Source organism: Ruegeria sp. BI7 (assembly GCF_056537925.1).
This window is the reverse complement of sequence record NZ_JBQFSK010000001.1, coordinates 871,111-883,021: the sequence shown is the minus strand read 5'-3', so window position 1 is coordinate 883,021 and position 11,911 is coordinate 871,111. Positions and strand designations below refer to the sequence as shown.

The following is an 11,911-nucleotide window of genomic DNA, read 5'->3' as shown; positions in this document are numbered from 1 at the left end:
AGGAAAATGGCGCGGTTGACGGGGCTCGAACCCGCGACCCCCGGCGTGACAGGCCGGTACTCTAACCAACTGAGCTACAACCGCGCATTTAGGGTCTATGTGCGATCCATTAACCCGGATCAAAGGCTGGCAGCGATGGCGCGGTTGACGGGGCTCGAACCCGCGACCCCCGGCGTGACAGGCCGGTACTCTAACCAACTGAGCTACAACCGCCCGCTGCCCGTTCGTTGCTGAACGTTGGGGTGTATTATGGCCACGCCCCGGCATCGTCAAGCGGGGTTTTGAAGTTTTTTTAAAGAAGGCAGAAATTGTTTCCGGGCATCACGTCCCAGCTTCCTCGGAACCAAACCCTTCCGAATCTACCGCAAGATCCCAAACACCCTTTGGCTAAGATGATTCCTTCTATTGGAAATGCTGAGGTATCCAAGGATTTATACTTTCAAACGATTCCATCGAAGCACACGCATAAGATGTATGATTTCTGAAAAACCCGAACATAATCCTCGATATATCTGAACCTAACGCAACGGCCTTTTGCGAGGCTTGGCACCCTGCCATTATTCAGCCACATTGCGTGTGCAAGAGGCGACACCGCCCTCACAAAATCAAAAAAACGTGCCGGCAAACTTGCGCAGGCAAGTCTCGAAGTGAAGTATCCCAGCGGATAACAAAATCTCGGCTTACGAGATCGGAAGGAAGCTTAACGCAATCAAAAGTCATGATTTGTGATGACCTATGGGTTGCGTTGTTAATTATGGAATTAGCGGAATGTCAGTTGCAAACCAAAATTACCCGGGCGCCAGCCCAACTGGTCATGAGTATGTTGACGGATTAATTTGGGGGACCTCTTGGAACCTCGGCACAAATAACGGAGGACCGGCTGGCACGATTACCTATTCATTCGGGGACTCGTCGGTTCAGGGTTTGGTAGATTTTTTCCCCCATGAAAAACAAGCGTTCCGCCAAGCCTTGGCCGTGATCGAGCAATACATTCCGATTGATTTTGTTGAGGCGAACTTCCTCGCGCCTCAAGGAACCATCAACAACGTGAACATCTCCTGGGGTCTTGTGAAATCTGAGGATATTGGTGGCGCGTTGGGTTTTCATCAGGTGCCTGGCGACACTCCGGTTTACGAAAACCAGGGCATCGACACCTTGTTTGGACTGTTTGCTTATGACACACCTCTGTTCAGCCAAGCTGCACTGGCCAAAGGCGGTGAAGGATTTGCGACCATTCTGCACGAGATCATGCACGGCCTTGGCCTGGCCCATCCGCATGATGACGGTGGACAATCAACCGTCTTCGACGGTGTGACACAAGCGTTCGATGACTATGGAACCGATGGTCAGAACCAAGCCGTTTACACGATCATGTCCTATAATTCTGGCTACCCGCAGGTTGTGCCGCTGCCTTCGTTCAACTACGGCGGCGTGGCCTCGCCCATGGCACTGGACATCGCCGCGCTTCAAGCGATTTATGGAACCACGTCAAACAATACCGGCAACAACGTCTATTCTTTGAAAGGGTCCAATGCTCCCGGCACCTATTGGGAGGCGATCTGGGATACGGGTGGAACTGATACAATTTCAGCCAGTGGCCTTTGGAAAAGCGTGAGGATCAGCCTGAAGGCAGCTGATCTGGAAGGTCACGATGCTGGGGGAACGCCGTCGCACGCGGCCGGCGTCAGCGGTGGCTTCACGATCGCCAATGGTGTTGTCATTGAAAACGCTGCTGGTGGCCACGCCGGAGACTTCCTTTATGGCAACGACGTTGCAAACCTCATGGTCGGTAATGGTGGCAATGACCTGATTGCAGGCGGAAATGGCAACGACACCATTAAAGGCGGCCAAGGAAACGATTTCTTGATCGGTGGTCAAGGCAACGACACCCTGACCGGCGGCAACGGTTTGGACAATTTCATCATCAAAGACAGCGATGGCAACGACACCATCACAGGTGGCCTTGGGATTGATACCCTCTCGTTCAACGGCTCATCTGCTGCGACCGTGGATCTGTCGGTTACGACCGCTCAGGATACCGGATACGGCATGGATACGATCACCTTGGTCGAAAACGCCGTAGGAACTGCGCAGGACGATCAGCTTACTGGCGATGATCTGGCAAACACCTTTATTGGTAACGATGGAAACGACACGCTTGACGGCCAGAAAGGCGCGGATCTGCTTCAGGGTGGCGTTGGCAAAGATACGATTTCCGGTGGCAATGGTTGGGATACACTGCGTGGTGGCAACGGCTCTGATATCATTGACGGTGGTCTAGGCAATGATGCGATCTTCGGTGGCAAAGGGATCGACACGATCATCGGCGGCGCCGGCGTGGATACGATGACCGGCGGTATCGGAACGGATACGTTTGTTTTTAATGATATCACCGACAGCGGTACCAAAGGGTCTCTGGCCGACAAGATCACGGATTTCACCCAAGGCGAAGACAAGATCGATCTGAGCGGTATCGACGCCAGCACGGTTCTTGTTGGCGATGACGCTTTCGTCTTCAACGGCACGACCCCAATCAGATCGTCCGACGAAGGTGAGATCTATTTCGTCAAGCAGGACAACGCTGGCACGGCATTCGACCAGACCCTGGTTTACGTTGACACAGACAATGACAGTGATCCTGAGATGGTCATCAAGCTATCTGGTCTGCATGACCTGACAGCGAACGACTTCATCCTGTAAGGCTGTATGCGAAATCAACAGGCAGCAGGTTTATGCTGCCTGTTTTTTTGTGTCCGCAGCATAGAAAATTTACCCTTCGGGCACCCTTGCAAGCCTGCGGAACACTCTGTATTAGGCGCGCTTATGGGTGATTAGCTCAGTGGTAGAGCGCTTCGTTCACATCGAAGATGTCAGGAGTTCAAATCTCTTATCACCCACCATTCCTCTCATTGGTAGGCACCATCCAAATTTCCGTTTCTTGACGGATGCTTGCCAGATTTCTCCTGGGCTGCGTATCCTGTTTTGAACGGCCGCATAATTTTGTGGCGCCTTGGGATGGAGTAGGAACGTGGCCAGATTGAAGCGGGACATCGGCCTCGTTGGGCTAACCTTCATCTCGGTTGGTGGAATCATTGGCTCTGGGTGGCTATTCGGTCCGCTGCTGGCGGTGCAACATGCAGGGCCTGCTGCCATCTTTTCATGGATCATTGGCGCCGCGGCCATGTTCATTCTGGCAATCACCTTCGCCGAAATATCGGCCATGCTGCCGATCCCAGGGGGCATCGCGCGGGTGCCGCAGTTTTCACACGGCAATATCGTCTCGATGACGATGGGTTGGACCGCCTGGATCGGCTATAACACCACCGCCCCGATCGAGGTCGAGGCGATGCTGAAGTACCTGGCCCCCTACGCCCCTTGGCTCCACACAGCAGACACAGGTGACCTGACTGGCGCGGGAATCACCGTGGCGCTGTTCTTCATGCTGCTGTTCGTCGCGGTTAACGCGTTAGGCGTCAAGTTCTTCACTCAGGTGAACGCGACGCTGACATGGGCCAAGATCGCGATTCCAATCGTATTGGCCGCCTTGTTGATCGGCAATCGGTTCGACACTCAGAACTTCACTCAACCAGATGGATTCGCACCCTATGGGCTGCAAGGCATCATGGCTGCTGTCTCGACCGGAGGCGTTATCTTCTCCTTCATCGGCTTTCGTCATGTGGTTGATATGGCCGGTGAGGTTCGAAACCCCAAATTCGCCATCCCTGCCGCACTGATTCTGTCCATCGTGCTTTGCGCGTTGATCTATGTGGGCTTGCAAATCGCCTTTATCGGTGCGCTCGACTCGAAAATGCTGAGCAACGGTTGGGCCAGCTTGAGTTTCGGCGGTCAGGGCCCGTTGGACGGCGTCATCATATCGGTCGGGTTTGTCTGGTTCCTGAGCGTACTGAACATCGGATCGGTCATCGGTCCGTTCGGCAATGGCCTTGTCTCAACCGGATCAAATGCGCGGATCTCTATGGCTTTGGCAAAAAACGGATTTTTACCGTCGCGCCTGATGATGTTGTCGTCGTTCGGAGTGCCCCTTTGGGCACTGGCACTGAACTTTCTGATCGGCACCTTGTTTCTTTTGACGGTTCCCTTCACCACCGTCATCGCCTTGAATGGCGCCGCCATCGTGCTGTCTTTTGCGGTCGGTCCTATAGCCGTCGTGTGCCTGCGCCATCTAATGCCGGATCGCCCCAGATCCATCCGCATCCCCGCCGTGAAACTGGTTGCGGTCTCGGCCTTCGCCATCGCAACCCTTGTGGTTTATTGGAGCGGTTGGGACACGGTCTGGCGTCTGGGTGTCGCCCTTGCCATCGGGATGGCCCTGCTGCTGGTACGGTTCCGCAACAGGTTGGATGAGATGGACGTGACCGAAGCGCTATGGCTGCTCCCTTATCTGGTGGGTGTCGGCCTGATCTCATATCTCGGACAGTTCGGGGATGGCGCGCTGAAGCAAATCCCGTTTGGGTGGGATATTGCGTTGTGCGTGTTGTTTTCTGCTGTGATCTTTGGGTTGGCAGTACGTTCTGCCCTGCCCCAGGAAAAGTTCCAAGAATACATCGACGAAGAAGAGATTCTGGACCCGAAAAAACCCATCATCGGGTTGTAAAAAAGGCGGGGTCTCCCCCGCCTTTGATTTGCTCAATGCGCTGTTGCCGATGGGCTGGCACCTTCGGCCGCCTTGGCTGCTGCTGCGGCGGCCTCTTCTGCGGCTTCATCCCATTCGACAGGCTCGGGCTTGCGGATCAGCGCGTGTTTCAGAACTTCCGAGACATGTGTAACCGGGATGATTTCCAACCCTTCTTTCACGTTGTCCGGAATTTCCGCCAGATCCTTTTCGTTTTCTTCCGGGATCAGAACGGTCTTGATACCACCACGCAGAGCCGCCAGCAGCTTTTCTTTCAAACCACCAATCGGCATCGCGTTACCACGCAGTGAAACCTCACCCGTCATCGCGATATCCTTGCGCACCGGAATACCGGTCAGCACAGACACGATCGAGGTCACCATCGCCAAACCGGCGCTTGGGCCATCCTTGGGCGTGGCACCATCCGGCACGTGGACGTGAATATCCAACGTGTCGAATTTCGGCGGCTTCACCCCGATCTGGGGCGAGATTGACCGCACATAGGACGAAGCCGCGTCAATGGATTCTTTCATCACATCGCCCAGCTTACCGGTGGTCTTCATCCGACCCTTACCCGGCAGTTTCAGCGCCTCGATATGCAGCAGGTCGCCACCTACGGATGTCCACGCCAGACCGGTGACCACACCGACCTGATCATCTTGTTCGGCCAGACCATAACGGAATTTCGGCACGCCCAGGAATTCATCCAGATTGTCAGGCGTAACAATGACTTCTTCCGCCTCATTCTTGATGATCTTGGTCAGCGATTTCCGCGCTACCTTGGCGATCTCACGCTCAAGGTTCCGCACGCCCGCTTCGCGAGTGTAAGTGCGGATCATCTTTTGCAGCGCCTCATCCGTCAGTTCAAACTCCTTGGCTTTCAGACCATGGTTTTTCACTTGTTTGCTGATCAGGTGCTGCTTGGCGATCTCGCTCTTTTCTTCTTCGGTGTAACCGGCCAGCGGGATGATCTCCATCCGGTCCAGAAGAGGCCCTGGCATGTTGTAGCTGTTCGACGTGGTCAAGAACATCACATTGGACAGGTCATATTCGACCTCAAGGTAATGGTCTATGAACGTGCTGTTTTGCTCAGGATCCAACACCTCAAGCATGGCCGAGGCCGGATCGCCACGGAAGTCCTGACCCATCTTGTCGATCTCGTCGAGCAGGATGAGAGGGTTCGTGGTCTTTGCCTTTTTCAGCGCCTGGATGATCTTGCCCGGCATCGAGCCGATATAAGTCCGACGGTGGCCGCGAATCTCGGATTCGTCGCGCACGCCACCCAGCGAGATGCGAATGAACTCGCGCCCCGTTGCCCGTGCAACCGATTTACCCAAGCTGGTCTTACCAACACCCGGAGGACCGACAAGGCACAGGATCGGGCCCTTCAGCTTTTTCGATCGCTGTTGAACTGCCAGATATTCGACGATCCGTTCCTTGACCTTTTCCAGGCCATAGTGATCGGCATCCAGAATGTCCTGCGCCCGGCCCAAATCCTTTTTGACGCGGGATTTGGTGCCCCACGGCAGTGACAGAATCCAGTCCAGATAGTTACGAACAACGGTGGCCTCAGCCGACATTGGGCTCATGTTGCGCAGCTTTTTCAGCTCGCCTTCGGCCTTTTCACGCGCCTCTTGCGACAGCTTGGTCTCGTTGATCTTGACTTCCAGCTCAGCGACTTCATTACTGCCGTCCTCGCCGTCGCCAAGCTCCTTCTGAATGGCCTTCATCTGCTCATTCAGATAATACTCGCGCTGCGTCTTCTCCATCTGGGATTTGACGCGCGTCTTGATCTTTTTCTCGACCTGCAGAACCGACATTTCACCCTGCATCAGGCCATAGACCTTCTCAAGCCGCTCGCTAACGCTGAGGGTTTCCAGCAGTTCCTGCTTTTGCTCGACCTCGATACCCAGATGACCTGACACAAGGTCGGCCAGCTTGGCGGGTTCGGCGGTTTCACCTACGGCGGTCAAAGCTTCTTCGGGGATGTTTTTGCGCACTTTTGCGTAGCGCTCGAACTCATCCGCAACGGTGCGCAGAAGCGCCTCGGTCGTGGTGACATCGCCCGGAATTTCGGTCAGATATTCGGCGCGAGCCTCGAAAAACTCTTCATTTTCAAGGAACTCGGTGATCTGCACGCGTGCTTGACCTTCGACCAGCACCTTTACGGTACCATCGGGCAGCTTCAGCAACTGCAAAACATTGGCCAGAACACCCGAGCGGTAAATTCCATCTTCTGCCGGGTCATCATCACCCGGATCAATCTGGCTAGACAGCAAAATCTGTTTGTCGTCCTGCATCACCTCTTCCAGTGCGCGGACGGATTTTTCCCGACCCACGAACAGCGGTACGATCATGTGCGGGAACACCACAATATCGCGCAGCGGAAGTACGGGGTATGAGGAATTAAGGGGCTCTTGCATGCTCAATCCTTATCGTTGGCAAGATGGCTCCGGTCCCTGTTCAGGCAACGCTCGGCCATCTCCTGTCTTGGACGATAAAGGTGGGGCCTCATCGCCCTTTTTCAACCTTACCGCCATGTATCGCGATTCAGAATGGCCCGAGGTTTAGCGGACTGCAAGGCGTCCAACGAACATATCCACGGAATTTAACAAAACATGCCAACAAGGCTTAGAATGCGTGCGTCAGAATACCCTTTGAACTGCACGAGACAGAAAAAACCCGTGCCCGTCCTCATTTTTGCACTCCAAACCCGTCTTCGAGGAATGGCAAACAAATCCACCGAATTTACCAGTCACACCATATTCGGCCCGATCAAAATCCGTCGCGATGACGGTTGAGAGGACGGCACAGCATTTCGACTGGCCCGGTATTTGCCATGAAAAAATCATGCCCCCAATCGGATTGGCAATTAGACGGGCGCGGCAGGGCTGGATCACCCCGGCGCTCAATGATGGTGCAGTAGATATCTGCGGTGTTCAGCTCTTGTCCAACCGAGCATTGGATGTTTTCCGACGGAGTTTCAAAAGTCCAGACGTCGGCATAAGCCGACGTCACAATCGCAGATAGAACAAGTAAGAATCCAAATAGGCGAGGCATCGTAACCCCCAACGAAAAACAGAAAATTTCTTGGTTAATCAGTCTGTAGATTACCAAAAAATCAACGTTCTGTCATCAAGGGTTCAGCGCTACAGCGGTTCGATATCGCCTTGCGCCCGCTGTGCGTGAAACTCTGCCTGCCAAGCCTCGAAAATACCGGCTGCAATGGCGTCTCGCATGCCCTGCATGATTTCCTGAAAGTAATGCAGGTTGTGCCAGGTCAACAGCATGCCCGAGATCATCTCGTTAGACCGGAACACGTGATGAAGGTAGGCCCGCGAATAGTTCGAACAGGCCGGGCAAGAGCATGCCTCATCCAGCGGTCGCGGATCATCGGCGTGACGGGCGTTCTTGATGTTCACAACGCCATAGCGAGTGAACACCTGGCCAGTGCGCCCCGAACGTGAAGGCAAGACGCAGTCCATCATGTCGATGCCACGCGCAACTGCGCCGACGATGTCGTCCGGCTTGCCGACCCCCATCAGATAACGCGGTTTATCGGTGGGCAAGAAGTCAGGCGCATAGTCGAGGCAATCGAACATCGCTTCCTGCCCCTCACCCACAGCCAGACCACCGACTGCGTAACCTTCGAAACCGATGGCTTTCAGGGCCTCAGCGCTTTCTTCGCGCAAGTCCTGTTCCAAACCGCCTTGCATAATGCCGAACAACGCGTGACCAGGGCGATCCCCGAAGGCTTCGCGTGAGCGTTCGGCCCAACGCATCGACAGGCGCATCGACTCAGCGATGCGGTCGCGGTCGGCAGGCAAGGCGGGGCACTCGTCGAAACACATGACAATGTCAGACCCCAGCAAGCGCTGAATCTCCATCGACCGTTCCGGCGTCAGCTCGTGTTTGGATCCGTCGACATGGGATTTGAACGTCACACCCTTTTCGGTCAGCTTGCGCAGCCCGGCCAGTGACATGACCTGAAACCCACCCGAGTCCGTCAGAATGGGTCGGTCCCAGTTCATGAATTTGTGCAACCCACCCAACCGGTCGATACGTTCCGCCGTGGGACGCAGCATCAGGTGATAGGTGTTGCCCAGCAGAATATCCGCCCCGGTCGCCCGCACACTTTCCGGCATCATCGCCTTGACCGTCGCTGCGGTGCCCACTGGCATAAAGGCTGGCGTGCGCACTTCGCCCCGCGGCGTGTTAATCACACCGGTTCTGGCCTTGCCATCGGTGGCTTTCAGGTCAAATGAAAAACGCTCGGTCATGGGGGGGTGCCTCGGGGTCTCTGAACCGGGCAGCATTTGCCCGATCTGTCGGTCCAATGCAACCCGTCAGGGAAGCGAGGCGACGCGCTCGGTAAACAGATTCACCACCCCTGCCCCATCTACATCCCGACACACACGAACCAAAGGTCGCGAAGGATCGGGACGAGTCGCGCCAACTTCAGCCCCCTCGGTCACCACGCGCAACCCTGTTTCGACCATATCGAACATTGGTTCATGGGTGTAGGCAATCACTGCCGTCGAGTCGTGTAACCCACATCCCTCTAGCCCGCCAACCTCTTTGTAGAACTTCAAATAGAACCGAGAGATATCGCGCAGGAACCCACCCATATTCGGTGATCGGCTCGCCAACGCCTCGAAATCCGCGGTTTCATAAAGGGTTTTCAACGTTACATCCAAACCCACCAATACGGTCTGTGGTGGTGCAGCGAATACCTGATCTGCAGCCAGGGCGTCGTGATAGATGTTGGCTTCGGCGAATTGAGTGACGTTTCCGGGGCAGTAAACCGCGCCCCCCATGATCACCAACCGTTTGATATTTGTCGCAAACTGCGGATCCAAACGCATAGCAGCGGCGACATTCGTCAGTGGACCAACTGCGCAAACGACTAACTCGTCCTTATGTTTACGCGCCATATCGACCAAAAACTCAGCTGCTGTCAGCGTATGATTGGCCCCAATCTCTGGAATCTCGGTCACATCGCCAAAACCTTCAGGCCCATGCACATGATCCGAGGGGTCATGACTGCTTTGTCCCACTGCAAAAGCCGCACCTTCGGCCACTGGTACTTCCAACCCCAGTTTGTCCAGCAAAAACCGCGCATTGCGGCTGGATTGGTGAATGTGTGTGTTACCGAAAACCGTCGTCAGACCGATCAGGTCAATCTCGGGCGCGGCAGCGGCATAAGCGATCGCCATGGCATCGTCGATGCCGGGGTCTGTATCGATAATCATTTTCATAGCGCCCGATACCGCAAACTAGTCAGGATGCAAAGCGGTCACATTCCTGAATTTCCACCCCGCATCCGCAGCTTCAAAGATTTGCATCTGCGCCTGTTCACCCCATACCAGAGTTGAAATCGGGCGACTCAATCCCCACATGTATACCATAGTACACAATAAAAGAGGACAGATATGATCGAAGACCAGATTATTGGCTTGCTGACGTCCAATATCATTTACGTGCTGGCGGCGGTGCTGATCGTCGTTGTCATTTTCAAGGGCATTAAAATCGTCCCTCAATCGGAAAAATACGTGGTCGAACGGTTTGGCCGCCTGCATTCGGTGCTTGGCCCCGGCATCAATTTTATCGTTCCTTTTCTGGATGTTGCACGTCACAAGATATCTATTTTGGAACGCCAGTTGCCCAACGCGACCCAAGATGCGATTACCAAAGACAATGTTCTTGTGCAGATCGACACCTCGGTGTTTTATCGCATTCTCGAACCGGAAAAGACGGTGTATCGTATCCGTGACGTAGACGGTGCGATTGCGACAACTGTGGCCGGTATCGTACGGGCGGAAATCGGTAAAATGGACTTGGATGAGGTCCAATCGAACCGCGCACAACTGATCGAACGCATTCAGGAAAGCGTCGAAACCGCCGTGGATGACTGGGGTATCGAAGTGACCCGGGCCGAGATTCTGGACGTGAATTTGGATCAGGCCACCCGCGACGCGATGCTGCAGCAGCTGAACGCCGAACGCGCCCGCCGTGCGCAGGTAACCGAGGCCGAAGGTCAAAAGCGTTCGGTCGAGCTGCAGGCAGATGCCGAACTGTATGCCGCCGAGCAAACCGCCAAGGCGCGTCGCATTCAGGCCGAGGCTGAAGCTTATGCAACCGGCGTGGTCGCCAAGGCCATTCAGGACAACGGCATTGAAGCCGCGCAATATCAGGTTGCCCTGAAGCAGGTCGAAGCTCTGAACGCCCTGGGCAACGGCACCGGTTCGCAAACGATCGTTGTGCCCGCCAATGCGCTGGAGGCCTTTGGCGACGCCTTCAAGATGCTGAAAGGAGGAAAATAATGGCCGATCCCTTCTGGCTGACCTGGTGGCTATGGCTGGCCGGAGCGCTGGCCTTGGGTATCCTTGAGATCGTACTGCCCGGTTTTATCTTTCTGGGCTTTGCGGTAGGGGCCGCTGTTACAGGGGTGTTGCTGGTTATCCCCGGTCTCACACTGTCTCTGCCAATCCTTCTGTTGATCTTTGCGGCACTGTCGCTGATCGCCTGGTTGGTGTTGCGCCGGGTGTATTCCCTGCCCCATGGTCAGGTGAAAACCTTCCGGCACGACATTAACGATTAAAAGTTTCTGGCGCCCCTCAGGGGGCGTCATTGCGCCTCTGGACGCTGCCGTTGGCTTTCCCTATATAATTGCTCAGGTAACAGACCCGAGGCACAAATGACTCATCCGAGTGAACACCTGGAAGGCACCCCACTGATTGCACCTTCGAGCGTTGAACACCCCCTATATGACAACGTGGTAGAAGCCTGCCGCTCGGTCTTTGACCCTGAAATTCCGGTGAATATCTACGACCTTGGTCTGATCTACACGATCGATATCAGTCAAGAAAACGCAGTGAAAATCATCATGACGCTGACCGCACCCGGCTGCCCGGTTGCCGGTGAAATGCCTGGTTGGATCGTCGAAGCGGTAGAGCCCGTCGCAGGCATCAAAGAGGTTGACGTCGAGCTGACATGGGAACCCCCCTGGGGCATGGAAATGATGTCCGACGAAGCGCGGCTTGAGCTTGGCTTTATGTAAGCCGGGCAAATATCCCCCTGACATAAAAGCTTTATATTTCTGTCATCACCGCGTTGAAAAACCGTTACCAAAACCTGGTGATAGTTTCCACGTGTCCATGCTTGCACCCCACCAAGCGCTGGCCGGGCCTGTGCTTGCCCCCCCCCGTTAAAGACCCGGCTTAACGACCAGAACACTAGACCGCTCTTGCCCGAGAGCGGTCTTTTTCATGCCAAAGC

General features: G+C 54.9%; 10 protein-coding genes and 3 tRNA genes. 6 read left to right on the top strand and 7 right to left on the bottom strand.

Annotation, left to right across the window (positions count from 1 at the left end):
- Nucleotides 1-7: 7 nt before the first annotated feature.
- Nucleotides 8-84: transfer RNA gene (locus tag ACR0JB_RS04380), tRNA-Asp, on the bottom strand.
- 52 nt (nt 85-136) lie between these two features.
- Nucleotides 137-213, bottom strand: a tRNA-Asp gene (locus ACR0JB_RS04375).
- Nucleotides 214-924: 711 nt separating this feature from the next.
- On the opposite strand from ACR0JB_RS04375, the gene ACR0JB_RS04370 reads away from it, so the two are divergent.
- The 3 genes from ACR0JB_RS04370 to ACR0JB_RS04360 all read left to right on the top strand — a co-directional run bounded on the left by ACR0JB_RS04370 (nt 925) and on the right by ACR0JB_RS04360 (nt 4,615).
- Entirely contained in the window at nt 925-2,700 is a 1,776-nt protein-coding gene (locus ACR0JB_RS04370) for a M10 family metallopeptidase (RefSeq protein ID WP_170505163.1), read from the top strand.
- 125 nt (nt 2,701-2,825) lie between these two features.
- Nucleotides 2,826-2,900 (top strand) — tRNA-Val (locus ACR0JB_RS04365).
- Nucleotides 2,901-3,028: 128 nt separating this feature from the next.
- A complete protein-coding gene (locus ACR0JB_RS04360; RefSeq protein ID WP_170393889.1) occupies nt 3,029-4,615 on the top strand; it encodes an APC family permease in 1,587 nt (528 codons plus the stop codon).
- 32 nt (nt 4,616-4,647) lie between these two features.
- Here ACR0JB_RS04360 and lon read toward each other — a convergent pair whose 3' ends face one another.
- The 5 genes from lon to ACR0JB_RS04335 all read right to left on the bottom strand — a co-directional run bounded on the left by lon (nt 4,648) and on the right by ACR0JB_RS04335 (nt 9,891).
- Nucleotides 4,648-7,056 (bottom strand): endopeptidase La, encoded by a 2,409-nt coding sequence (gene lon, locus ACR0JB_RS04355; protein ID WP_480789708.1) that lies wholly within the window; start codon nt 7,054-7,056, stop codon nt 4,648-4,650.
- Nucleotides 7,057-7,278: 222 nt separating this feature from the next.
- Nucleotides 7,279-7,485 (bottom strand): DUF6636 domain-containing protein, encoded by a 207-nt coding sequence (locus ACR0JB_RS04350; RefSeq protein WP_480789707.1) that lies wholly within the window; start codon nt 7,483-7,485, stop codon nt 7,279-7,281.
- Complete coding sequence (locus ACR0JB_RS04345) at nt 7,409-7,693, bottom strand: hypothetical protein (RefSeq protein ID WP_480789799.1); 285 nt, start codon at nt 7,691-7,693, stop codon at nt 7,409-7,411. The genes ACR0JB_RS04350 and ACR0JB_RS04345 overlap by 77 nt, the downstream gene beginning before the upstream one ends.
- A gap of 89 nt (nt 7,694-7,782) precedes the next feature.
- Nucleotides 7,783-8,913, bottom strand: a complete 1,131-nt coding sequence (gene tgt, locus ACR0JB_RS04340) for a tRNA guanosine(34) transglycosylase Tgt (RefSeq protein ID WP_480789706.1) — start codon at nt 8,911-8,913, stop codon at nt 7,783-7,785.
- A gap of 66 nt (nt 8,914-8,979) precedes the next feature.
- Nucleotides 8,980-9,891: a nucleoside hydrolase gene (locus tag ACR0JB_RS04335; protein ID WP_480789705.1), complete on the bottom strand. Its 912-nt coding sequence runs from the start codon at nt 9,889-9,891 to the stop codon at nt 8,980-8,982.
- A 174-nt stretch (nt 9,892-10,065) separates the two neighbouring features.
- Here ACR0JB_RS04335 and ACR0JB_RS04330 point away from each other — a divergent pair, with 174 nt between their 5' ends.
- The 3 genes from ACR0JB_RS04330 to ACR0JB_RS04320 all read left to right on the top strand — a co-directional run bounded on the left by ACR0JB_RS04330 (nt 10,066) and on the right by ACR0JB_RS04320 (nt 11,693).
- Nucleotides 10,066-10,956: an SPFH domain-containing protein gene (locus ACR0JB_RS04330; protein WP_170348566.1), complete on the top strand. Its 891-nt coding sequence runs from the start codon at nt 10,066-10,068 to the stop codon at nt 10,954-10,956.
- Nucleotides 10,956-11,234 carry an NfeD family protein gene (locus ACR0JB_RS04325; protein WP_170505152.1) on the top strand — a complete coding sequence of 93 codons (279 nt, stop codon included), beginning with the start codon at nt 10,956-10,958 and terminating at the stop codon, nt 11,232-11,234. The genes ACR0JB_RS04330 and ACR0JB_RS04325 overlap by 1 nt, the downstream gene beginning before the upstream one ends.
- A gap of 96 nt (nt 11,235-11,330) precedes the next feature.
- Nucleotides 11,331-11,693 carry an SUF system Fe-S cluster assembly protein gene (locus ACR0JB_RS04320; RefSeq protein WP_170409673.1) on the top strand — a complete coding sequence of 121 codons (363 nt, stop codon included), beginning with the start codon at nt 11,331-11,333 and terminating at the stop codon, nt 11,691-11,693.
- The last annotated feature ends 218 nt before the right edge of the window (nt 11,694-11,911 follow it).

Excerpts from the sequence above, each read along its gene's own strand:
- lon (WP_480789708.1), bottom strand. The coding sequence starts at position 7,056 with ATGCAAGAGCCCCTTAATTCCTCATACCCCGTACTTCCGCTGCGCGAT.
- ACR0JB_RS04350 (WP_480789707.1), bottom strand. The coding sequence starts at position 7,485 with ATGATTTTTTCATGGCAAATACCGGGCCAGTCGAAATGCTGTGCCGTC.
- ACR0JB_RS04345 (WP_480789799.1), bottom strand. The coding sequence starts at position 7,693 with ATGCCTCGCCTATTTGGATTCTTACTTGTTCTATCTGCGATTGTGACG.
- tgt (WP_480789706.1), bottom strand. The coding sequence starts at position 8,913 with ATGACCGAGCGTTTTTCATTTGACCTGAAAGCCACCGATGGCAAGGCC.
- ACR0JB_RS04335 (WP_480789705.1), bottom strand. The coding sequence starts at position 9,891 with ATGAAAATGATTATCGATACAGACCCCGGCATCGACGATGCCATGGCG.
- ACR0JB_RS04330 (WP_170348566.1), top strand. The coding sequence starts at position 10,066 with ATGATCGAAGACCAGATTATTGGCTTGCTGACGTCCAATATCATTTAC.
- ACR0JB_RS04325 (WP_170505152.1), top strand. The coding sequence starts at position 10,956 with ATGGCCGATCCCTTCTGGCTGACCTGGTGGCTATGGCTGGCCGGAGCG.
- ACR0JB_RS04320 (WP_170409673.1), top strand. The coding sequence starts at position 11,331 with ATGACTCATCCGAGTGAACACCTGGAAGGCACCCCACTGATTGCACCT.